Raw genomic sequence first — 21,236 nt, 5'->3', positions numbered from 1 at the left:
TCAAGCCTCGGCGGTCGGATGCCACACCGGCCGAAAGCCATACCCCAGCACGGCGAGCGTTGTGGCCGGTGTCAGCAGCGAGAGTGTCTTGCCGTTGAGCAGGCCGAAATCGCCGGGATGCCCATACCCGGCAAACGACCAGCGCAGCGTCTTGCCCCGACGCAAAGCATAAACCGTGGCGCCATCCGCGACCATGGCGCCGTCCGGCAGGCCGGCAAGGTCTTCAACCGCAACCACTGGCGGCCTGCCGCCCGAGGCCAGCCGCTCCTTGTGCAGCCGCCTGTCGACCATCGGCGCACGCGGTTCGGCAATGCCGAAGGCGTCGCCGAAGCGGCCGACGAAATCCCTGGCCCGTTCGCGCTGGCAAAAGAAGCAGGGGCGATGCCCGCCAGCCAATGCAGTCACCTCGTCGAGGAAGAACAGCTCGGTCCAGCCCGCTTTGCCGCCCTTCCGGTTGCGGCCCATCGGTTCGCGCCGCACATGGCGGAATTGGCGGACGCAGATGATCCAGGCCGGAAGCGCCCAGCGCTTCTTCTTGAGCGTCTTCGTCTCGGGATCGTGGATGATGCCGCGATTGCCGGTGAACAGGCCGCGATCGGGCACGGCGTGGATGGTACCGAACGGATCGACCCGGTTCTGCAGTGGCATAGTTTTCTCTCCGGACACGCATCTTGGCTGCAATGCGAGCGGCATGATATCGCTCGTCGCATCTTTTTCATGTCAGCAGGGTTTTGTGATGCGGGTGCTGGTGGTCCAGAACTACGACAATACCGGCCTCGGCCAGGTCGGCGCAGCACTTGCGGAAGCGGGTGCCGATCTCGACCTGCGTCTCCCTTACAGGGGCGATCCCCTGCCGGACGACGCGGCCGGTCATGATGCCATGGTGGTGCTCGGCGGTGGCCAGAATGCGCTGGCCGACGATGAGTACCCCTATTTCCCGGCGCTGCTCGAACTGACCCGCGATTTTGCCGACAAGGATCGCGCCGTGCTCGGCATCTGCCTCGGCAGCCAGCTCGTCGCCCGTGCCTTCGGCGGCGAAAACCGCATCGGCGGCGCCAATGAGTTCGGTTGGCGCGGCGTATCGCTGACGGCGGACGCCAAGGCCGATCCGGTGTTGGGCGCGCTGCCGGAGAAATTCCCGATCTTCCAGTGGCATGACGACACCTTCGTGCTGCCCGAGGCCGCCGTGCGGCTCGCCGGCAACGATGTCGCCGAGAACCAGGCGTTTCGCGTCGGCCGCGCCGTCTATGGCTTCCAGTTCCATTTCGAGGCCGACCGGCCGATGGTCAAGGACTGGAGCACATCCTTTGCCCCGACCATCGCCGCCCGCCATCCCGACTGGGCCGGCAAGCTCGATGGCGAAATGGCCCGCAACGGACCCGATGCGGATGCCGCGGGTCTGGCCATTGCCCGCGCCTGGGTAGCGACCATCTGAGCGTTGGTCTCTCTGCACCCTCCAGCGTGACATAATTGGCACGCGGCGGTGAAACCGCCTGGGGAAAACCGTTTCATTCTTGGCTTGTGTCCGCCCGCCATCCTAGAAGGCGCGCGCTCTGCATCTTCTGTGCAACGGCTATGAACCTTTGTGTGACCCGCGCGACACACCGTTGATACAGAACATGCCTAGAAGCGCAAAATCGTCGAAACTTTGAAGCGAATTCTCCGTTTCAACGCATTGGTAACCGCCTGGTGCACAGATGCAGAAAGCTCAACAAGAGATGACCTCCGTGAAAGCAGCGCTTCTGTCCTTTGCCATGTTGTCCGCCATCGTGCTGTGCGGTCTCGGCATCTATGCCGCCGACGCAGCCAACAACCACAACGCCGTAGACGGTTACGGCGTCACCGCCTCGCTGCGCTAAAGGCGGGAAGCGTCTTTCGCGTCTTCCGACGCGCGACGCTCAAGCTTCCTTGATCGTCATTGTCAGGATGCGTTTGTCCGCGCCGTCGACGACGAGCGCGCTCAGCATGCCTGACTGCCAGGCAAGCGTGTCGATATTGACGCGGTTGGCCATCACTTCCGCCTCCGGCACCGGGGTGTGGCCGTGCACCACGATCTTCGGATAAAGGTCGGTGTGGTTGTGGAAGACGTCGCGGATCCAGATCAGGTCCTGTGGGTTTTGCTTCTCCAGAGGATTACCCGGCCTGATGCCGGCATGACAGAAGAAGAAGTCCCCGAAAATCGCGGAGAACGGCAGTGACCGCAGGAAGTCGATGTGGCTTTGCGGCACGGCCTCGACCAGGGCCTGATGTCCTTTGCGCACGGCCGATTCAGCCTTGCCGAACCATACGCTGGTGCCTTCACTGATCGCCACGCCGTAGGACTGTGCCGTCTGGATGCCGCCGAACCGGATGAAAAGCCCTTCCGGGTCAGGGGTCTTGAGAAAGTCGAGAAAACCGATGTCGTGGTTGCCGGCCAGCATCAGGTGACGAGGGTCGCGCTCTTGCGCTTCGATCAGGAAATCGATGACGCCCTTCGAGTCCGGCCCGCGGTCGACATAGTCGCCAAGATGGATGATGCGCCAGTCGGCAGGCGCCTCCTGCTCGATCTCGGCCCTGATGCGCAGATGCATGGCGGCCAGAAGGTCGAGCCGGCCGTGGACGTCGCCGATCGCATAGAGACGCATGCCGTCCGGCCCATGCGCGTCGAGAAAATGGATGCCGGGTTCTGCCAATTTTTCGGTGCCTCCGTGGTCAGGCGGTCACGGGACCTGGCGCCGGAGCTGGTCCTTGCCCATGTCGGTGACCAGACGCTTTCCGCATAGCGCCAGCGTGATGTCCATCTCCTTGCGGATGATTTCCAACGCCTTGGTAACCCCTTCCTTGCCAAGCGCCCCCAGGCCGTAAAGAAATGGCCGCCCGATATAGGTTCCCTTGGCACCGAGGCAAAGCGCCTTCAGCACATCCTGGCCGGAGCGGATGCCGCCATCCATATGCACTTCGATCGTGTCGCCGACCGCGTCGGCGATCTCTTCCAGCACGCTGATCGACGACGACGCACCATCGAGCTGGCGCCCGCCATGGTTGGAAACGATGATCGCGTCGGCGCCGGTCTTGGCCGCCATCAGCGCGTCCTCCTTGTCGAGAATGCCCTTGAGGATCAGCTTGCCGCCCCAGCGCTCCTTGATCCAGGCGACGTCCTTCCACGACAGATGCGGGTCGAACTGCTCCGTCGTCCACGATGCCAGCGAGGCCATGTTGCCGACGCCCTTGGCGTGGCCGACAATGTTGCGGAAGGTCCGCCGCTTCGTGCCGGCCATGGCGGCGCACCAGTGCGGGCGGATGGCCATGTCGACGATGTTCGTCAGCGTCAGCTTGGGTGGCGCGGAAAGCCCGTTGCGGATGTCCTTGTGGCGCTGACCGAGAATCTGCAGGTCGAGCGTCAGCACGAGCGCCGAGCATTTCGCCGCCTTTGCCCTGTCGATCAGGTTGAGCACGAAATCCTTGTCACGCAGCACATAGAGCTGAAACCAGAACGGCTTCGTGGTTACCGAGGCGACATCCTCGATCGAGCAGATGCTCATCGTCGACAAGGTAAACGGCACGCCGAATTCCTCCGCCGCCTGAGCCGCCAGCATCTCGCCATTGGCGTGCTGCATGCCGGTCATGCCGGTTGGCGCCAATGCCACCGGCATCGACACTTTTTCGCCGATCATCGTCGACGCCAGCGAACGGTTGTCCATGTCGACGAGCACGCGCTGGCGGAACTTGATCTTCTGGAAGTCCTCTTCGTTGGCCCGATACGTGCCTTCGGTCCACGAACCGGAATCGGCATAGTCGAAGAACATCTTCGGCACGCGCCGGCGGGCGAGGTCCTTGAGGTCGGCGATGGTCAGGATCTGGCTCATGGGTTCCCGTCTCGATAGCTAGGAGCGTTTGCGTGCTGGTTCTGTATCGGTGGCGTCGACGCGCTGTTTCAACCTCAGTCGCGAGACGCGCTGCCAGTCGCCGCTGCGCTCGGCCTCCGCCATCGACCGTTCGACATAGGTGATGTGGTCCATCGCCGCTTGCCGGGCAGCATCCGGATCGCCGGCCTTCACCGCCGCATGGATCGCGCGGTGCTGCGCGAGCAGGGCGTCGCGCGCGCCGGGCACGCTGAACACCAGCAGCCGGTTCTGGAACACGCCCTCCGACAACAGCCGGTAACAGGAGCGCAGCGTGTGCAAAAGGATGATGTTGTGCGCGCATTCGCAGATCGCGTGGTGGAACTCGACATCGATCTCGGCTTCGTCGTCGAAGTCGCCGGTCCGGTGCGCATCGTCCATGCGTGCCATGATCTTGTCGAGCAGCGCCATGTCGTCCGCAGTGGCGCGCCGTGCCGCGTATTCAGCCGCGACCCCTTCGATCTCGCGGCGGTATTCCAGATAATCGGTCACTGCCTTGCGGTGCATCGAGATCAGGTCCGTCACCGGCTTGGTGAAAAGCTGGCCGATGACATCGGCGACATGCGTGCCGCCGCCGGGCCTTGTCGTCAAAAGGCCGCGTCCTTCCAGTGCCTTCAGGGCGTCACGCAGGATCGGCCGGGATACGTCGAACTGGCGTGCAAGCTCGCGCTCGCCCGGCAGCCGGTCGCCGGTGCGCAGCACGCCTTCGAGGATGAGGCTCTCGATCTGCTGCACCACCTCGTCGGCGGTGCGCGAATGCTCGATCCTGGAAAAAATGTCGCTCAACAGAATGCCTGGAAGGTGAACCGGTGTCGCAGAATAGAGCCTGCCTCGCCAACTGGTCAAATTATTTATCCAATTGACAAAAGCGTGCCGATTTTTCGCCCTGATGCCATCATCTTCGGCTAACTTTGCTGTTTGCGTCATAAGGCCATTGGCACTAGAGGGACGCACGTGCAAGAGGGTTCAAGGAACCCAGGGAACAAGCCGTGTCAGACGACCCGTCCGATCTCGAATTCCAGCCGCGCGCCAAGGGCAGCGTCATGGGCTTTCCCGCGCATGAGGGGCGGCCCGGCGCACTCGGCGAGGTTCATGCCCGGCCGCATCCGCTGATCGAAAAGCCACGCGTCCTGATGCAACTCGCCTTCATGACGGAGGGTGGCTCCGGCGTCGACCACGCGGTGCTTTCCGAACTGTCGCGGCGCCTCGGCATCGCCGCGCCCGACCGCCAGGCCCGCCACCATGCCATGAAATGGGGCAAGGGCTCGCTGCGCTGGGAGCGGCACACCGAATTCTCGACCTATTTGTGGGAAGGGCCGCTTTCCGAAAGCGGCAGGACGCAGGAGGACTCACCCTTCGGCAACGGGTTTTCGCCGCCGGGAACCTGCATCTCCGGCATCAGGCTCGAAATCCGCAAATGGACGCAAGCGAGCGAGCAACTGATAGCCGGTTTCGACCCGACCAGCCTGTGCTACTCGCTGGTAGAGCGCGGAAACGCCGCCATCGTCACCGATTTTCGCCAGGATGGCGATGGCCTGACCCGCATGCTGCTGCTCGATCGCGGTTTGACCCCGGCGCGCACCGGCGCGTTGTCGCAGCGGCTTATCGACATCGAAACCTATCGGACGCTGGCCATGCTCGGCCTGCCGCTGGCGTTGACCTTGTCCGGCCGCGCCCGCCGCATCGAAGACCGGCTGGCGCAGACCACGCTGGAGATGAAGGTCGCCGGGACACGCGACAGCCAGACCTTGCTGGCCGATCTGACCGAACTTGCGGCGGAGCTGGAGGCGGACGCGGCATCGAGCCTTTACCGCTTCGGCGCCAGCCGCGCTTATGACGGCATCGTCGGCGAACGGCTGGAGGCGCTCGAGGAAGAGGCTGTGCCCGGTTATGACACATGGCGCGGGTTCCTGCAGCGCCGTGTGGCACCCGCAATGCGCACCTGCCGCTCGGTCGAGGAGCGGCAGGAAAATCTGTCGCGAAAACTGACCCGCGCCACGACGCTGCTGCGCACCTGGGTCGATGTCGAGGTCGAGAAGCAGAACCGCGACCTGCTTGCCTCGATGAACAACCGCGCCCGCCTGCAACTGCGCCTGCAGCAGACCGTCGAGGGGCTCTCGGTCGCCGCCGTCTCCTATTATGTGGTCGGCCTTGTCGGCTATGTCGCCAAGGGCGCCTCGATCTTCGGCCATGCCTTCGCGCCGGAGATCGTTACCGCTGCTTCGGTGCCTGTCGCCATCCTGCTGGTCTGGTGGGGCGTACGCCGTGTGCGCCGGATGCATTCCGAGCCCGGCAAGCCGCCCGGCGAATAGATCTGCTCACCCTCCCCTTGTGGGGAGGGTCGGCTCATGATCGCAGCGAAGCGAAGATCGTGAGACGGGGTGGTGGTCCTCGTAGAGCGCCGCGCGGACCCCCACCCCGCTCGCTTCGTTCGCGACCCTTCCCACAAGGGGAGGGTGAGAGAGCGGCAGATTGCCGCTGAGGAAGCTTGCCTCAGCCTTGAAGCGGATTCCCCGCCGCCACAGGATTTGCACCCAACGCGCTTCACTGGTAAAAGATTTTGACCAGTCAAGCGAAATGAGGCTGCTGATGTCCGGCTTGGCCATGCCGAAACCAGACGACGCCACGATGCGCCGGCGCGACGAGATCGTCGCCGACATGCGCATCATCGTGCCGGGTGAGGGCGTCGTCGACGCCGCCAATTCCATGCGCGCCTTCGAGAGCGACGGCCTGACCGCCTATCGGCAGCTGCCGCTGGTTGTCGTGCTGCCGCAAACCGTGGCGCAGGTTTCGCGCGTGCTGAAATACTGCAACGACCGCAACATCCGCATCGTGCCGCGCGGCTCCGGCACCTCGCTGTCGGGCGGCGCACTGCCGCTCGAGGACGCGGTGCTTTTGGTCATGAGCCGCTTCAACCGCATCCTCGGGATCGATTTCCCCAATCGCGTCGTCGTTGCCCAGCCGGGCGTCACCAATCTCGGCATCACCGCCGCCGTCGAGCAGGAGGGCTTTTACTACGCCCCTGATCCATCCTCCCAGATCGCCTGCTCGATCGGCGGCAATGTCGCGGAGAATTCCGGCGGTGTGCACTGCCTGAAATACGGCCTAACCGCCAACAATGTGCTCGGCATCGAGATGGTGCTGATGAATGGCGAAGTGGTGCGGCTGGGCGGCAGTCATCTCGATGCGGAAGGCTACGACCTGCTCGGCGTCATGACCGGCTCCGAAGGGCTGCTCGGCGTCGTCACCGAGGTTACCGTGCGCATCCTGAAGAAGCCGGAGACGGCACGTGCACTGCTGATCGGCTTCCCGACCAGCGAGCAGGGCGGCCAGTGCGTCGCCGACATCATCGGCGCCGGCATCATCCCGGGCGGCATGGAGATGATGGACCGGCCGGCGATCCATGCGGCGGAAGATTTCGTTCATGCCGGCTATCCCCTCGATGTCGAGGCGCTGCTGATCGTCGAGCTCGACGGCCCCGGCGTCGAGGTCGATCATCTGATCGGGCTGGTCGAGGCGATCGCCTACAAGAACGGCTCGACCACCTGCCGCATTTCGCAGTCGGAACAGGAACGGCTGAGCTTCTGGGCCGGCCGCAAGGCGGCGTTTCCGGCCGTTGGCCGCATCTCGCCCGACTACTACTGCATGGACGGCACCATCCCGCGCAAGGAGCTGCCGCGCGTGCTCGCCGGCATGCGCGAGCTGTCGGAAAAATACGGTCTCGGCGTCGCCAATGTCTTTCATGCCGGCGACGGCAATCTGCATCCGCTGATCCTCTACGATGCCAACGTACCGGGCGAACTCGACAAGGCCGAAAGCTTCGGCGCCGACATATTGCGGCTCTGCGTCAAGGTCGGCGGCGTCTTGACCGGCGAACACGGTGTGGGCGTGGAAAAACGCGACTTGATGCCGGAAATGTTCACCCAGATCGATCTCGACCAGCAGATGCGGGTCAAATGTGCCTTCGATCCCAACCATCTGCTCAACCCGGGAAAAGTGTTCCCGCAGCTGCGGCGATGCGCCGAGCTTGGGCGGATGCACATTTCCGGCGGCAAACTGCCGTTCCCAGACATTCCGAGGTTTTGAGGGATATGTCGGCGCTTGAACACCCCCCTCTGTCCTGCCGGACATCTCCCCCGCTAGGGGGGAGATTGGATGTCGTTTTGGCTTTCGCCAATCACCAAGGTTTGAAAGGCGCGGTCGTGCGAGCTGCCAATCTCCCCCCTTGCGGGGGAGATGTCCGGCAGGACAGAGGGGGGTGTGAAGAAACGCGGCCGATGTGGCCTTCCCCGCTTCGCTGGGCGAGGAACAGGGGTCGCCCATGACCACCTTCACCCCGACCACCTCATCCGAAGTCCCCTCCACCGTCGCCTGGGCAGCGGCGGAAGGCTCGCCGCTGGAAATCCTCGGCCACGGCTCCAAGCGTGGCATCGGCCGGCCGCTGCAAACCGAACACACGCTCGACTTGTCGAAACTCTCTGGCGTCACGCTCTATGAACCGGCTGAACTGGTGCTGTCGGCAAAAGCCGGCACACCGCTGGCCGAGATCGAAAAGCTGCTGGCGGAAAACGGCCAGCAGCTTGCCTTCGAGCCGATGGACTACGGCCCACTGCTCGGCGGCGAAGCTGGCAAAGGCACAATCGGCGGCGTGCTCGCCGCGAACCTCTCCGGTCCGCGCCGGCTGAAGGCGGGCGCGGCGCGCGATCATATCCTGGGCATCAATGTGGTGTCCGGGCGCGGCGAGGCCTTCAAGTCGGGCGGTCGCGTGGTCAAGAACGTCACCGGCTATGACATGTCCAAGCTGATGGCCAACAGCTGGGGCACGCTGGCCGCCTTCACCGACGTCACCTTCAAGGTGCTGCCGGCAGCCGAGACCGAAGTCACGCTCGCCATCCGTGGCTTGCTCGACGATGCCGCTGCCGCCGCCATGGCCCTGGCGCTTGGCTCGAGTGCTGAAGTGTCGAGTGCCGCCCATCTGCCGGAGCGGATCGCCGCGCGCGTCGCCGGCGGCAGTCTCGGCAGCGAGGCCGCCACGCTGCTGCGTGTCGAGGGTTTCGGCCCGTCGGTTGCCTACCGTATTGCCGCGCTGAAAACGCTGCTCGGCAAGGCCGGGCCGCTGCAGGAGATTGCCGGTGAAACCTCACGGCTGATCTGGCGCGATGTGCGCGATTGCAGGCCCTTCGCCGACAACGGCGAGAAACCGGTCTGGCGTGTCTCGATGACGCCGGGACAGTGCCACCAGATGGTCCTGACACTGCGCATGCAGGCCGCCGTCAGCGCCTTCTATGACTGGCAGGGCGGGCTGGTGTGGCTGCGCATGGAACAAGGCGACCCGGAAGCCGCCCTGCTGCGCGGGCTGTTGAGGAAACATGGCGGCGGCCATGCGACGCTGGTGCGTGCCGCACCTTCGCATCGCGCCGCTCTGCCGGTGTTCGAGCCGCAGCCGCCGGCGCTTGCCGCACTAGCGGTGCGCCTGAAACAGGAATTCGACCCGAAGAATATCCTCAATCCCGGCCGAATGGCCTAGGACATCAGCGATGCAGACCAATTTTTCGCTTGCCCAGCTTGCCGATCCGCATGTCGCGGAATCGGAAAAGATCCTGCGCAAATGCGTGCATTGCGGCTTCTGCACCGCCACCTGCCCGACCTATGTGACGCTTGGCAACGAGCTCGATTCACCGCGCGGGCGCATCTACCTGATCAAGGACATGCTGGAGAACGGCCGTCCGGCCGACAAGGAGATCGTCACCCATATCGATCGCTGCCTGTCGTGCCTTGCCTGCATGACCACCTGCCCGTCGGGCGTCAACTACATGCATCTGGTCGACCATGCCCGCGCCCATATCCAGGAGACCTACAAGCGGCCGCTGCTCGACCGCCTGACCCGCGCCATGCTGGCCTTCGTGCTGCCCTATCCCCAGCGTTTTCGCGCCGCGCTCAAGCTGGCGAAGCTGGGCAAGCCGTTTATGGGCTTGTTCGACAAGGTTCCGGCGCTGAAGCCGCTGAGTGCGATGCTCAAGCTCGCGCCGGCCTCGATCCCGACAGCATCGTCGATAGCTTCACCTGGCATCCATGCCGGGCAGGGGAGCAAAAGAGGCCGCGTCGCCATCCTCACCGGCTGTGCGCAATCGGTGCTCGATCCCGCCATCAACGAGACGACGATTTCGCTGCTGACGCGGCTCGGTGTCGAGGTCGTGGTGCCACCGGGCGAAGGCTGCTGCGGCGCGCTGGTGCATCATATGGGGCGCGAGCAAGCCGCCCTTGCCTCGGCGAGACAAAATGTCAACGCCTGGACGTGGGCGATCGACCAGGGTGGGCTCGATGCTATCGTCATCACCGCGTCCGGCTGCGGCACGACGATCAAGGATTACGGCTTCATGTTGCGGCTCGACCAGGCCTATGCCGAGAAGGCGGCGCGCGTTTCGGCGCTGGCCAAGGACATTACCGAATATCTCTCGACCTTCGACCTGCCTGAACCGGTGCGCAAGCCGGGCACGGTCGTCGCCTATCACTCGGCCTGTTCGATGCAGCACGGCCAGAAGATCACCCGCCAGCCGAAGGAACTGCTCGCCAAGGCCGGCTTCATCGTGCGCGAGCCGCGCGAAGGGCATTTGTGCTGCGGTTCGGCCGGCACCTACAACATCCTGCAGTCCGAAATCTCGGCCAAACTGCGCGACCGCAAGGTGACAAACATCGAGGCGACGGGGGCTTCGATCGTCGCCACCGGCAACATCGGCTGCATCACCCAGATCGCTTCCGCCGCCAAGCTGCCGGTGGTGCACACGATAAAACTGCTCGACTGGGCCTATGGCGGACCGATGCCGGAAGGCGTTCGGGGAGAGAACCTCATCGCCGCGGAGTAGGGCGCCGCGCTTACTCCGCCGCGAGCCTGTCCGCCGTACCGTAGGTCGCCTCATAAAGCGCGCGCTGGCGGCTGAGCGCCACCATGGTGTTGCGCAGCAGGATGGCGATCGTAATCGGGCCGACGCCGCCCGGCACCGGGGTGATCCAGGAGGCGACCTCGCGGACGCTTTCGGTGTCGACGTCGCCGACGATGCGGCTTGAGCCGTCAGGGCCGATTTCGGAATTGATGCCGATGTCGATAACGGCCGCACCCGGCTTGACCATGTCGGCCTTGATCAGCCGTGGCTTGCCCACGGCGACGAACAGCGCATCGGCCCGCCTTGCATGGGCGGCGACCGACCGCGTCATGTGGTGGCACACGGTCACCGTCGCGCCTTCGCTCATCAACAGGAAGGCGATCGGCTTGCCGACGATTTCCGAATGGCCGACGATGACGACTTCCAGTCCCTTGAGGTCGAGGCCGGTTTCCTTGAGCAGTTCGACCGAGGCCGCCGCCGTGCAAGGCGCGAGATCGAGCTGGTTGTAGACGATGTTGCCGATCGAGGCCGGATGCATGCCTTCGACATCCTTGAGCGGATGCACCGCCGCCTGCAGCGTCCTGATCGGGATATGCACTGGGACCGGCCGCTGGATGATGATGCCGGTAACGCGCGGATCGGCGTTCAGGCCGTGAATGGCCGCTTCCAACTCGCCTGCCGTGATGGTGGCGGGAAAGCGCCGTTCCTCGAAATCGATGCCGGCGAGCTCAGCCTTGGCGCGCTGGTTGCGTACATAAACATCCACCGCATCGGTGTCGCCGACGGTGATCGAGATCAGCTTGGGCGGAAAACCCTCGGCTTTGGCGATCGTGGCGTCCTCGCGAACGGCGGCGATGATGCGCTGGGCGACCGGGCCGCCCTTGAGATAACGGCTGTCTTCGGACAGGGGCATGGGTGAACTCTTTTGTGGAACTAGCCACCGAGATAGCAAAAGAATGCGGTAAAGGGCAGCATGAAAGCGAACCGCTATGCCGTTGCGCGACGCGTGGGTGACCTTTGCCCTCGATTTCTGCTCAAAAACGGAAAGGGCAGCGCGGTTTCCCGTGCTGCCCTTCCTGACCGGCCGCATCCCCATACGGCCCGTCCCCCGTTGTCCCTAACTGGCCTCGAAAAGCGGACTGCTTTGCCGGCCAGGTGATTCGCAGGACCTACTATATCACCTCGACCGTGGTTCCGACATTGACCCGTTCATAGAGGTCGACGACGTCCTCGTTGCGCATGCGGATGCAGCCCGATGACACCGCACCGCCGATCGTCCACGGCTGGTTGGTGCCGTGGATGCGGTACTCGGTCGTGCCGAGGTAGAGCGCGCGGGCGCCAAGCGGGTTCTCCGTGCCGCCGGCAAGATAGGTCGGCAAATAGCGGCCCTTGGCGGCTTCACGCTTGATCATCTGCGCCGGCGGGCGCCAGTCCGGCCATTCGCGCTTGTTGGTGATCTTGTGCGTACCCGACCATTCGAAGCCCGGCTTGCCGGTGCCGACGCCATAGCGCCTTGCCTTGCCGTTCTTCTCGACCAGGAAGAGGAAATTCTGCGTGGTGTCGATGACGATCGTGCCCGGCTTCTGGCCTCCGTCATAGTCGACTTCCTGCGGCAGGTAGATCGGGTTGATCTGAGGACGCGCGACCATGCGCTTGGCCGGCGGCTGCACCGCCGCCGTCTGCACCCGGTCGGGCTGCGCCGGGCGCAGGCGCCGCTGTTGCTGGACGACCTGGCGGTTCTGGCGCACGATGCCGGGTGCCTGGCCAAGCTGCAGCACCCAGGGTGCGGAAAGGTCGGGGCTCACCATCACCGGCGGCCTGTCGGCATAGCGGTCGCCGGCGGTTGAGGGTGTGACGCCGGCGGCAAACACAGCCACGGCGCCGAGCACGGGAAACAGAACTGTCTTCATCGTAACGCACCTTGATCGTCTGATACAAAACGGGTGGAAACGTCCTCCCGGTTCGGCGATCATTGGCGCGCAAGCAGCAACCGAAACATGAATCGGAATGCGTAAAATGCGGAACTGTCGGTAAACCTTTTGGTGTGGTTACCGCCGGGTTCAGGAATCTGGTAAAGCCGCAGTAAATGCCGCGCAAAAGCGCGTTAACGAACGGATTTTGGCTTATGGACAAGGAAAACACCGGACTGCTCGCCGGTCCCGATGGTGTCGCGCGCTGCTTCTGGCACGGCAATCTGCCCGACTATCTGCACTACCACGATCATGAATGGGGCCGGCCTGTGGCCGACGACCGCAGGCTGTTCGAAAAGATCTGCCTCGAAGGCTTTCAGTCTGGCCTGTCGTGGCTGACCATTCTGCGCAAGCGGGAGAATTTTCGCGAAGCCTTCGCCAATTTCGAATTCGACAAGGTCGCCGCCTTCACCGACAAGGATGTCGAGCGCCTGCTCGGCAATGCCGGCATCATCCGCCATCGCGGCAAGATCGTCTCGACCATCAACAACGCCAAGCGCGCCCGCGAAATGGCCGACGAGTTCGGCTCGCTGGCCGCCTGGTTCTGGAAGTTCGAACCCGGCAAGGAGGAGCGGCCGCAGATCGTCGATCTCGCCCATCTGCGCGCCAACCCGACCACGGCGGTCTCGGTGCGGATTTCGAAGGAGTTGAAGAAACGCGGCTGGAGCTTCGTGGGGCCGACCACTGTCTACGCCTTCATGCAGGCGATGGGCCTGGTCAACGACCATCTCGAGGGCTGCATCTGCCGCAAAGAGGTTGAGAAGCAGCGGAAGGCTTTCAGGCGGCCGAAATAGGCTCAGGTGCCGTTGGCGCTGGCCAGCACCAGGCCGGCGACGATCGCCACCACCGTGGCCACGGTCGGATAGATCACCAGCAGGCCGGTCATCAACGCGTCGCGCATGGATGGTCCCTTGCCGGTCTCGCTGGGTACTTCGAACGGGCCGGCAGCCTGGCTGACCATTTTCGGGGCGTTGATGTCGGCCGGGCGCAAGCGCGCGGGCAATTCGCCGGCTTCGCCATCAATAGCGTAAAATCTTGCTGTGCTGACCATGGCCCCGAGCCCTCATTTACCCCGCCTTATCGGCGACGATTGTGTCGGCACGATGCCGCACCCGTGTCGGGATTGTTTCATTTTCGATGCGGTTTTGTTTCACGGAGGTTCGAGCGTGGTGCTGGGTGCCGACCCTTGCCGCTCCCGGCTGCATCAGTTAGGAAACGCGCGCTGCCGAATAGGAAATTTCCTATCCCGCAACGCCACGAAACACCGAGTACCCATCTCATGGCCGATAAATCGGAAAAGACGAAAGCGCGACTGCCGCGCGGTTTTGCCGACCGCAGCGCCGAGGACATCCGCGCCGTCGAGAAGATGATGGCGACGATCCGCTCGGTCTATGAGCTTTACGGTTTCGAGCCCGCTGACCAGCCGCTGATCGAATACACCGATGCGCTTGGAAAATTCCTGCCCGACCAGGACCGGCCGAACGAAGGCGTGTTCTCCTTCCAGGATGACGACGACCAGTGGCTGTCGCTGCGCTATGACCTGACCGCGCCGACGGCCCGTTTCGTCGCCGAGAATTACGAGCGCCTGCCCAAGCCTTACCGCAGCTATCGCTCCGGCTGGGTGTTCCGCAACGAGAAGCCAGGCCCCGGCCGCTTCCGCCAGTTCATGCAGTTCGACGCCGACACGATCGGTACGCCGGGCGTGGCCGCCGACGCCGAAATGGCGATGATGATGGCCGACGTCATGGAAGCGCTCGGCATCAAGCGCGGCGACTACGTCATTCGCGTCAACAACCGCAAGGTTCTGGATGGCGTGCTGGAGGCGATCGGGCTTGGCGGCGAGGAGAATGCCGGACGAAGGCTGACGGTGCTGCGCGCGATCGACAAACTGGACAAGCTCGGGCCGGGAGGCGTGAAGCTTTTGCTTGGCCCGGGCCGCTGGGACGGTGGCAAGGAAGGCGAAGGCGACTTCGCCAAGGGCGCCGGGTTGAATAACGGGCAGGCCGAGGCAGTCCTTCTCGCGACAGCGAGGAATGCACAGGTAGGCCAGGATTCCATGGTCAGTTCGAATGCCATCTACCAGGAAGGCGTCGGCGAACTCGCCACGATTGAAGCGCTGGTCAGGGCGGCAGGATATGGCGAGGACCGTATCGCCATGGACCGCTCGGTCGTGCGCGGCCTCGAATACTACACCGGCCCTGTCTTCGAAGCCGAGCTGCTGGCCGAAATCCCCAACGAGGACGGCCAGATCGTGCGCTTCGGCTCGGTCGGTGGCGGCGGTCGCTATGATGGTCTGGTTTCGCGCTTTCGCGGCGAGCCGGTGCCGGCGACCGGCTTTTCCATTGGCGTCTCCAGGCTGATGACGGCGCTGAAGAACCTCGGCAAGCTCGACGCCTCGGATGTGATCGCACCTGTCGTCGTGCTGGTGATGGACAAGGACACCGACAGTCTCGGCCGCTACCAGAAGATGGTGGCGAGCCTGCGCGCCGCTGGCATCCGGTCCGAAATGTATCTCGGCGGCGCCGGCATGAAGGCGCAGCTCAAATATGCCGACCGGCGCGGCTGCCCGGTCGCGATCATCCAGGGCGGCGACGAGCGCGCCAAGGGCGAACTGCAGATCAAGGACCTGATCGAAGGCGCCCGCATGTCGGCCGAAATCACAGACAATGCCGAATGGCGCGCCGTCCGCCCGGCGCAGGTGACGGTGGCGGAGGGCGAGCTGGTCTCCGAGGTTAGGAAGATCCTGGGGGCGCAGGCTGCTGATCGCGCGAAAGGTGGCGCTTGAACACCCCCCTCTGGCCTGCCGGCCATCTCCCCCGCAAGGGGGGAGATTGGATGTCACGTGGGCTTTCGCCAATCTCCAGCGTTGAAGAAGAGGCGCTGAGCCTCAAGCTGCCGATCTCCCTCCTTGCGGGGGAGATGGCCGGCAGGCCAGAGGGGGGTGCCTCGCGCCCATCCGCTCCATGACCTCCCGCACCCCCGCCATCTCCACCGACATCACCAACCTCTTCGCCACCCGCAACACGCATGCGGTCGAAGTCGCCATATTGCAGCCGGCCGACCCGTTCCTTGACATGGCCGGCGAGGATCTACGCCGCCGTATCTTCCTGACCGAAAGCGAAACCGGGCAGACATTGTGCCTGCGGCCGGAATTCACCATTCCGGTCTGCCTCGACCACATAAGCTCGCAGGCCGGCACGCCGCGACGCTATTCTTACCTGGGCGAGGTGTTTCGCCAGCGCCGCGAAGGCGGCAACGAGTTCTTCCAGGCCGGCATCGAGGATCTTGGCGACCGCGATACCGCTGGAGCCGATGCCCGCTCGGTGGCCGATGCGCATGCGCTGCTGTCGCTGGTGCTGCCTGGCCAGGCATTGGCGATCACGCTCGGCGATCAGACTATTTTCGAGGCGGTTCTGGCTGCCCTTGGCTTGCCGCGCGGCTGGCGCATGCGCCTTGCCCGTGCGTTCGGCTCGGCGCCGATGCTTGAGGCGGCTCTCGCCGATCTCGCCAACCCGCCGCGCAACAGCCAGCTCTCCGGCCCGGTCGCGGCCCTTGTGCTAGACGGTGATCTGGACGGTCTTTCCGCCCATATCGCCAGCGGCATGGAAGAGGCGGGCCTGTCGGCGTCCGCCGGGCGCGCGCCGTCCGACATTGCCCGGCGGCTGATCGAGAAAGCCGAATTGCGCAGCGTTCGGCTGTCGAGCGAGGCCTTTTCCGCGCTGAAGGATTTTCTGGCGATCGACGTTCCGCTTGATGGCGCAACCCAGGCGCTGGAGTCCTTCGCCACCGGCGCCGGGCTGTCGCTCGATGTCGCGCTGGAAAAGTTCGCTGCCCGCGCCAAGGCGATCGAAACGTATGGCTTGCCGGCCGATAAAATCCGCTACGACGCCGCCTTCGGCCGCCCGCTCGATTACTACACCGGTCTTGTTTTCGAAATCGCGGCCGACAATGGCGACCGGCCGCTGGTCGGCGGCGGCCGCTATGACCGGCTGCTGACCCTGCTTGGCGCGAAGACGCCTATCCCCGGCGTAGGCTTTTCGGTCTGGCTCGATCGCATCGAGGCACTGCGGGAGACGGCGCCATGATCACGCTGGCGATCCCGTCGAAAGGCCGCCTGAAAGAACAGGCGCTGGACGTGCTGGCCAAAGCCGGCCTCGCCGTCAGCCTGCCAGGCGACGAGCGCAAGTACCACGCCCGCGTCGAGGGTCTGGATGATGTCGAAGTGGTGTTCCTGTCGGCTTCCGAAATATCAGGCGAGATCGGCCAGGGCGCCGTCGATCTCGGCATCACCGGCGAGGACCTGGTGCGTGAAAACCTCGCCGACTGGGAGGCGCGCGCCGAAATCGTCGCCCGTCTCGGCTTCGGCAATGCCGATGTCGTGGTGGCTGTGCCGGATATCTGGCTCGATGTCGACACCATGGCCGATCTCGACGACGTCGCCGCCGATTTTCGCCAGCGCCATGGCCGGCGGCTGCGCATCGCCACCAAATACTGGCGGCTGACCCAGCAATTCTTCTCGCAGAAGCACGGCATCCAGGTTTATCGTATCGTCGAGAGCCTAGGGGCTACCGAAGGCGCGCCGGCGGCCGGTCTGGCCGATGTCATCGTCGACATCACGACCACCGGCTCGACGCTGCGCGCCAATCATCTCAAAGTGCTGGGCGATGGCCTTGTCCTGCGCTCGCAGGCCTGTCTGGTGGCGTCGAAGAAGACACGGGCGGCGGCTGATGAGGCGCTCTTGCGCGACATTGCCGCGAAGATGGCGGCTGCGGCCGGATAGCGGCGGGGCCCACTACCCTTAGGGCCCCGACCCAGCTTAAGAACCCTGACGGCCGCCCAGCGGTGTCGGTAGCGTTTGCGCCGAGGTTTTCATGTTGATAGGAATTTTTTCTTGACCCGTGAGGGCAGCTATGCTACATTTTTGCCCATGGTGCTGATTTGCGCCAGCGACCCGCCGCCCAGGCGGGTTTTTGCGTTTTGGGGCTTCGTCAACCAACGCGAAGCTCCGAAGCATCGTTGACCTGCCACGACGATCGGCGGGTTTTCACCACCCCCTCAGGCTGATAGGTTCGGCCAATGCATGTCGCCCAAAAGTGATCTCGGTTTTGGGAGAACGACATGCCTAAAAACAAGGACCTAAAGCGCGTCGCATGATTCCGTTTCAGCGCGACACGCTTTAGTCCCGGGAGGAGAGAGCGATGCCGGTCAATCTCGACGAGCTGAAGAACGCCAGCAATTTGCGCGGACGCGGCGCGCGTGCTGGCGGTGTCTTCGTGGCACCCGTCGACAACAGGGCGCATGTCTCTGGCGAACGCAGCGTGCCGCTGCTCGACAAGACCATCCCCGCGCTGTTTTCCGACACCGTCAGCAAATACGGCACGCTCGACGCCGCCGTTTTCGTTGATCAGGACAAGCGCTTCACCTGGAGCGAACTGTCGGACACAGTGGACGCGCTGGCTGCCGGCTTCCTGGCACTGGGGTTGGCAAAGGGCGATCGCGTCGGCATCTGGTCGCCCAACCGCTGGGAATGGCTGGTGACGCAGTTCGCCACCGCCCGCATCGGCCTGATCCTGGTCAACATCAACCCCGCCTATCGGTTGACCGAGCTCGACTATGCGCTGAACAAGGTCGGCTGCAAGGCGCTGGTCACCGCTGCCAGGTTCAAGACGTCAGACTATCTCGGCATGATCGAGACGCTGGCACCCGAGATCGCCAAGGCCACACCGGGCAAGCTCAAGGCACAGAAACTGCCGGCGCTGAAGATCGTCATCCGCATGGGCGACGAGAATTCGCCCGGCATGTTCAATTTCGGCGACGTGCTGGCCATGGCCGGGCGTGACGAGCATGACAGCCTCGACCGCATCTCGGAGAAGCTGAAGCCGGGCGAGGCCATCAACATCCAGTTCACCTCAGGCACCACGGGAGCCCCCAAGGGCGCGACGCTGACCCACAGCAACATCGTCAACAACGGCAATTTCGTCACTTCGGCGATCAAGCTGACCGTCGACGACCGGCTGTGCATTCCGGTGCCGCTCTACCACTGCTTCGGCATGTCGATGGGCACGATGGGTTGCGTCTCGAAAGGCGCCACCATGGTTTTTCCGGGAGAAGGGTTCGACGCCGGCGCCACACTGAAGGCGGTGGCGCAGGAACGCTGCACCGGGCTTTATGGCGTGCCGACCATGTTCGTCGCCCTGCTGGATCATCCGGATTTTTCCGCCTTCGATCTCTCCAGCCTGCGCACCGGCATCATGGCCGGCTCGCCATGCCCGATCGAGGTGATGAAGAAGGTGGTGTCGCTGATGCATATGGAACAGGTGACCATCGCCTACGGCATGACCGAGACCAGCCCGGTCTCGTTCCAGAGCGGCGTCGACGACCCCTTGGAAAAGCGCGTCTCGACCGTCGGGCGCATCCATCCCCATGTCGAGGTAAAGGCGGTCGATGCCGATGGCGCTACCGTTGCGGTCGGCGTACCGGGTGAGCTTTGCACGCGCGGATATTCGGTGATGAAGGGTTACTGGGACGACGAAGACAAGACCCGCGAGGCGATCGACAGCGACGGCTGGATGTGCACCGGCGACCTCGCCACCATCGATTCCGAGGGTTATTGCAACATCGTCGGCCGGGTCAAGGATATGGTCATCCGCGGTGGCGAGAACGTCTATCCCAGGGAGGTCGAGGAATTCCTCTACCGCCATCCAAAGGTCAAGGAGGTGCAGGTGTTCGGCATTCCCGACGCCAAATATGGCGAGGAGCTGTGCGCGTGGATCGTGCTCAAGCCCGGCCAGATCGCCACCGAGCAGGAGGTCAAGAACTTCTGCGCCGGCCAGATCGCCCATTACAAGATCCCCCGCCACATACGCTTCCGCACCGAATTGCCGATGACGGTGACCGGCAAGCCGCAAAAGTTCTTGATGCGCGAGGCCATGGTGGAGGAACTGGGGCTGGTGGCGCAGAAGACGGCGTGAGCGAAGGCGGCGCTTCGGTTTGTCCGGCGCGCTGGGTGCGGTCAGGTCGCGATCCTGCTGCATCATTTGGAGCGCGTTGTTTGTGAGGGGGCGAACGCCGGCCGTCGGGCCTGCCGGATGTTTTCCAAGGCGCTCCACACTCCACATGGGGTTTTCCGCAAGGTTCGCAGAAGCGCATAGGGGCTTGAATGGTTGGTTTCAAACGATCGGTGGTTTCTTATGCGTTGCCCTTGGCCGCCTTGGTGATGGCTGTTGCAGTCAGGGCAGGCGGGCTGTCGGCGGACGAAGGTTCGCTGAGCGCCAGGATACTCGTCGGAGCGCTTTCGAGTGCGATTATGTTCACCACCATTTTCGTGGTGCTCGACCACGCCGAGGCGGTGGCCCGGCGTGTAGGAGAGCCCTATGGCACATTGGTGCTGACTTTTGCCGTGACGGCAATCGAGGTGTCGATCATCGTTTCCATGATGCTGCATGGAGAGAACAACCCTACGCTTGCACGTGAGTCCGTCTTCTCAACGGTGATGATTGCATCTACCGGCGTCGTCGGCACGTGTCTTGCGCTCGGCGGCTGGCGTCATCGCAAGCAGGCAATTGTTCGACAAGGGACCAGCGCATATTTGGCGGTTCTGATCGCGCTGACCATCATGACGCTTATTCTGCCGACCTACACACAAGCTACGGGGCCGGGCACATTTTCGGCAGCTCAACTTGGCTTTGTGAGCGTGCTTTCGGTGCTGCTTTATGCAAGTTTTGTGTTCGCGCAGACTGTCCGCCACCGAGAAGACTTTGTCGAAGGGCAGGCCCACGGCGTTGCGCTGCGGACTGCCCCTCACGAAAGCGTCTTTGCCGGCGCATTGCTGCTTTTGATCGGGCTGATTGGCATTGTCATGCTCGCCGAGCAGGTCGCCGCAAGTGTTGAAAATACGCTCGTTGCCTATCAGGTGACACAGGCTGACAGCATTGTGGGGGCATTGATCGCCGGGCTGGTTTTGATGCCGGAGGCCATTTCGGCGGTTCGCGCTTCACTCAACAATGAGCTGCAACGCGGTTTGAATGTCGCGATGGGTTCCGCTTGTGCCACGATTGGTTTGACAATACCGGCGGTCGCAGCCGCCAGCCTGCTGACGGGAAGAGGGTTAACCCTGGGGCTGCCGGCTGCTGATGCGGTCCTTTTGGTCTTGGCGCTTTTCATATGCAATGTAAGCTTCAGCACTGAAAGAACGACGTTCTTGACCGGAATGGTCCATCTTGTAGTATTTTTTACTTATGTATTTCTGATATTTATACCATGAGAGCTTTGGTGCAAGCGAAGCGCCAAGGGGGCGGTATCCTTCGTTACCTCACGCCGTGGATTTGAGGTGGTCGATGAAGGCGCGCAGCTTCGGCAGGATCTGGCGCTTGCCGGGATGGTAGAGGAAGACGCCCGGCGTCGTGGCGGCGATGGTGTCTAGAGCGTTTCATATTTTGACGGAAGCGTAGCCTGCGTTTTCGAAGTAGTTCTTGCATTCGGCTGCCTCGATTGTTTCGACGAGG

Annotated in this window: 19 protein-coding genes and 1 pseudogene; 12 read left to right on the top strand and 8 right to left on the bottom strand. The window is 63.5% G+C overall.

The genetic code is table 11. From position 1 onward, the window contains the following. Positions 1 to 648, bottom strand: coding sequence for a hypothetical protein (locus NKI69_RS19200; protein WP_352722354.1), 648 nt, complete (start codon positions 646 to 648; stop codon positions 1 to 3). A gap of 88 nt (positions 649 to 736) precedes the next feature. Here NKI69_RS19200 and NKI69_RS19195 point away from each other — a divergent pair, with 88 nt between their 5' ends. Beyond that, complete coding sequence (locus NKI69_RS19195) at positions 737 to 1,435, top strand: type 1 glutamine amidotransferase (RefSeq protein WP_127292765.1); 699 nt, start codon at positions 737 to 739, stop codon at positions 1,433 to 1,435. Between the two features lie 292 nt (positions 1,436 to 1,727). Beyond that, positions 1,728 to 1,859, top strand: a complete 132-nt coding sequence (locus NKI69_RS19190) for a hypothetical protein (protein ID WP_013893872.1) — start codon at positions 1,728 to 1,730, stop codon at positions 1,857 to 1,859. Between the two features lie 39 nt (positions 1,860 to 1,898). On the opposite strand, the gene NKI69_RS19185 is transcribed toward NKI69_RS19190, so the two are convergent. Genes NKI69_RS19185 through NKI69_RS19175 form a run of 3 tightly spaced genes read right to left on the bottom strand, consistent with a single transcriptional unit; the run spans position 1,899 to position 4,667 of the window. Continuing rightward, positions 1,899 to 2,672 carry a metallophosphoesterase family protein gene (locus NKI69_RS19185; protein WP_023809031.1) on the bottom strand — a complete coding sequence of 258 codons (774 nt, stop codon included), beginning with the start codon at positions 2,670 to 2,672 and terminating at the stop codon, positions 1,899 to 1,901. Between the two features lie 27 nt (positions 2,673 to 2,699). Continuing rightward, positions 2,700 to 3,845: an alpha-hydroxy acid oxidase gene (locus tag NKI69_RS19180; protein ID WP_023809030.1), complete on the bottom strand. Its 1,146-nt coding sequence runs from the start codon at positions 3,843 to 3,845 to the stop codon at positions 2,700 to 2,702. A gap of 18 nt (positions 3,846 to 3,863) precedes the next feature. Further along, positions 3,864 to 4,667 (bottom strand): FadR/GntR family transcriptional regulator, encoded by an 804-nt coding sequence (locus NKI69_RS19175; protein ID WP_023809029.1) that lies wholly within the window; start codon positions 4,665 to 4,667, stop codon positions 3,864 to 3,866. A gap of 203 nt (positions 4,668 to 4,870) precedes the next feature. On the opposite strand from NKI69_RS19175, the gene NKI69_RS19170 reads away from it, so the two are divergent. From NKI69_RS19170 to glcF, 4 genes are all read left to right on the top strand, one after another. Further along, positions 4,871 to 6,193, top strand: coding sequence for a DUF3422 family protein (locus tag NKI69_RS19170; RefSeq protein ID WP_352440700.1), 1,323 nt, complete (start codon positions 4,871 to 4,873; stop codon positions 6,191 to 6,193). A 277-nt stretch (positions 6,194 to 6,470) separates the two neighbouring features. After that, positions 6,471 to 7,967, top strand: coding sequence for an FAD-linked oxidase C-terminal domain-containing protein (locus tag NKI69_RS19165; protein WP_352722353.1), 1,497 nt, complete (start codon positions 6,471 to 6,473; stop codon positions 7,965 to 7,967). 235 nt (positions 7,968 to 8,202) lie between these two features. Next, positions 8,203 to 9,408, top strand: a complete 1,206-nt coding sequence (locus NKI69_RS19160; protein ID WP_352722352.1) for an FAD-binding protein — start codon at positions 8,203 to 8,205, stop codon at positions 9,406 to 9,408. A gap of 10 nt (positions 9,409 to 9,418) precedes the next feature. Then, positions 9,419 to 10,744: a glycolate oxidase subunit GlcF gene (gene glcF, locus NKI69_RS19155; RefSeq protein WP_352722351.1), complete on the top strand. Its 1,326-nt coding sequence runs from the start codon at positions 9,419 to 9,421 to the stop codon at positions 10,742 to 10,744. A 10-nt stretch (positions 10,745 to 10,754) separates the two neighbouring features. Here the strand turns inward: glcF and NKI69_RS19150 are convergent, their stop codons facing one another. Both NKI69_RS19150 and NKI69_RS19145 read right to left on the bottom strand, forming a co-directional pair. Then, the gene (locus NKI69_RS19150) at positions 10,755 to 11,675 is read right to left on the bottom strand and encodes a bifunctional 5,10-methylenetetrahydrofolate dehydrogenase/5,10-methenyltetrahydrofolate cyclohydrolase (RefSeq protein WP_352722350.1); all 921 of its coding nucleotides are present in this window, start codon (positions 11,673 to 11,675) and stop codon (positions 10,755 to 10,757) included. Between the two features lie 259 nt (positions 11,676 to 11,934). Next, positions 11,935 to 12,672, bottom strand: coding sequence for a L,D-transpeptidase (locus NKI69_RS19145; RefSeq protein WP_023809023.1), 738 nt, complete (start codon positions 12,670 to 12,672; stop codon positions 11,935 to 11,937). 215 nt (positions 12,673 to 12,887) lie between these two features. Here NKI69_RS19145 and NKI69_RS19140 point away from each other — a divergent pair, with 215 nt between their 5' ends. Further along, on the top strand, positions 12,888 to 13,526 hold the full coding sequence (locus NKI69_RS19140) for a DNA-3-methyladenine glycosylase I (RefSeq protein ID WP_352440696.1): 639 nt from the start codon (positions 12,888 to 12,890) through the stop codon (positions 13,524 to 13,526). Positions 13,527 to 13,528: 2 nt separating this feature from the next. On the opposite strand, the gene NKI69_RS19135 is transcribed toward NKI69_RS19140, so the two are convergent. Next, the gene (locus tag NKI69_RS19135; protein WP_352722349.1) at positions 13,529 to 13,783 is read right to left on the bottom strand and encodes a hypothetical protein; all 255 of its coding nucleotides are present in this window, start codon (positions 13,781 to 13,783) and stop codon (positions 13,529 to 13,531) included. A gap of 228 nt (positions 13,784 to 14,011) precedes the next feature. Here NKI69_RS19135 and hisS point away from each other — a divergent pair, with 228 nt between their 5' ends. The 5 genes from hisS to NKI69_RS19110 all read left to right on the top strand — a co-directional run bounded on the left by hisS (position 14,012) and on the right by NKI69_RS19110 (position 20,995). After that, positions 14,012 to 15,517, top strand: coding sequence for a histidine--tRNA ligase (gene hisS / locus NKI69_RS19130; protein ID WP_352722347.1), 1,506 nt, complete (start codon positions 14,012 to 14,014; stop codon positions 15,515 to 15,517). 178 nt (positions 15,518 to 15,695) lie between these two features. Continuing rightward, positions 15,696 to 16,817: an ATP phosphoribosyltransferase regulatory subunit gene (locus NKI69_RS19125; RefSeq protein WP_023809019.1), complete on the top strand. Its 1,122-nt coding sequence runs from the start codon at positions 15,696 to 15,698 to the stop codon at positions 16,815 to 16,817. Continuing rightward, entirely contained in the window at positions 16,814 to 17,512 is a 699-nt protein-coding gene (gene hisG / locus NKI69_RS19120) for an ATP phosphoribosyltransferase (RefSeq protein WP_023809018.1), read from the top strand. The genes NKI69_RS19125 and hisG overlap by 4 nt, the downstream gene beginning before the upstream one ends. A gap of 418 nt (positions 17,513 to 17,930) precedes the next feature. Then, on the top strand, positions 17,931 to 19,703 hold the full coding sequence (locus NKI69_RS19115; protein WP_352722346.1) for an AMP-binding protein: 1,773 nt from the start codon (positions 17,931 to 17,933) through the stop codon (positions 19,701 to 19,703). 188 nt (positions 19,704 to 19,891) lie between these two features. Next, a complete protein-coding gene (locus NKI69_RS19110; RefSeq protein ID WP_352676029.1) occupies positions 19,892 to 20,995 on the top strand; it encodes a calcium:cation antiporter in 1,104 nt (367 codons plus the stop codon). Positions 20,996 to 21,043: 48 nt separating this feature from the next. Here the strand turns inward: NKI69_RS19110 and NKI69_RS19105 are convergent. Beyond that, positions 21,044 to 21,154 (bottom strand): annotated as a pseudogene (locus NKI69_RS19105) (LysR family transcriptional regulator); the annotation flags it as partial. Positions 21,155 to 21,236: the final 82 nt, after the last annotated feature.

Source organism: Mesorhizobium sp. M0491, from assembly GCF_040321265.1.
GTDB lineage: Bacteria > Pseudomonadota > Alphaproteobacteria > Rhizobiales > Rhizobiaceae > Mesorhizobium.
This window is presented reverse-complemented; position numbering and strand designations above follow the sequence as displayed.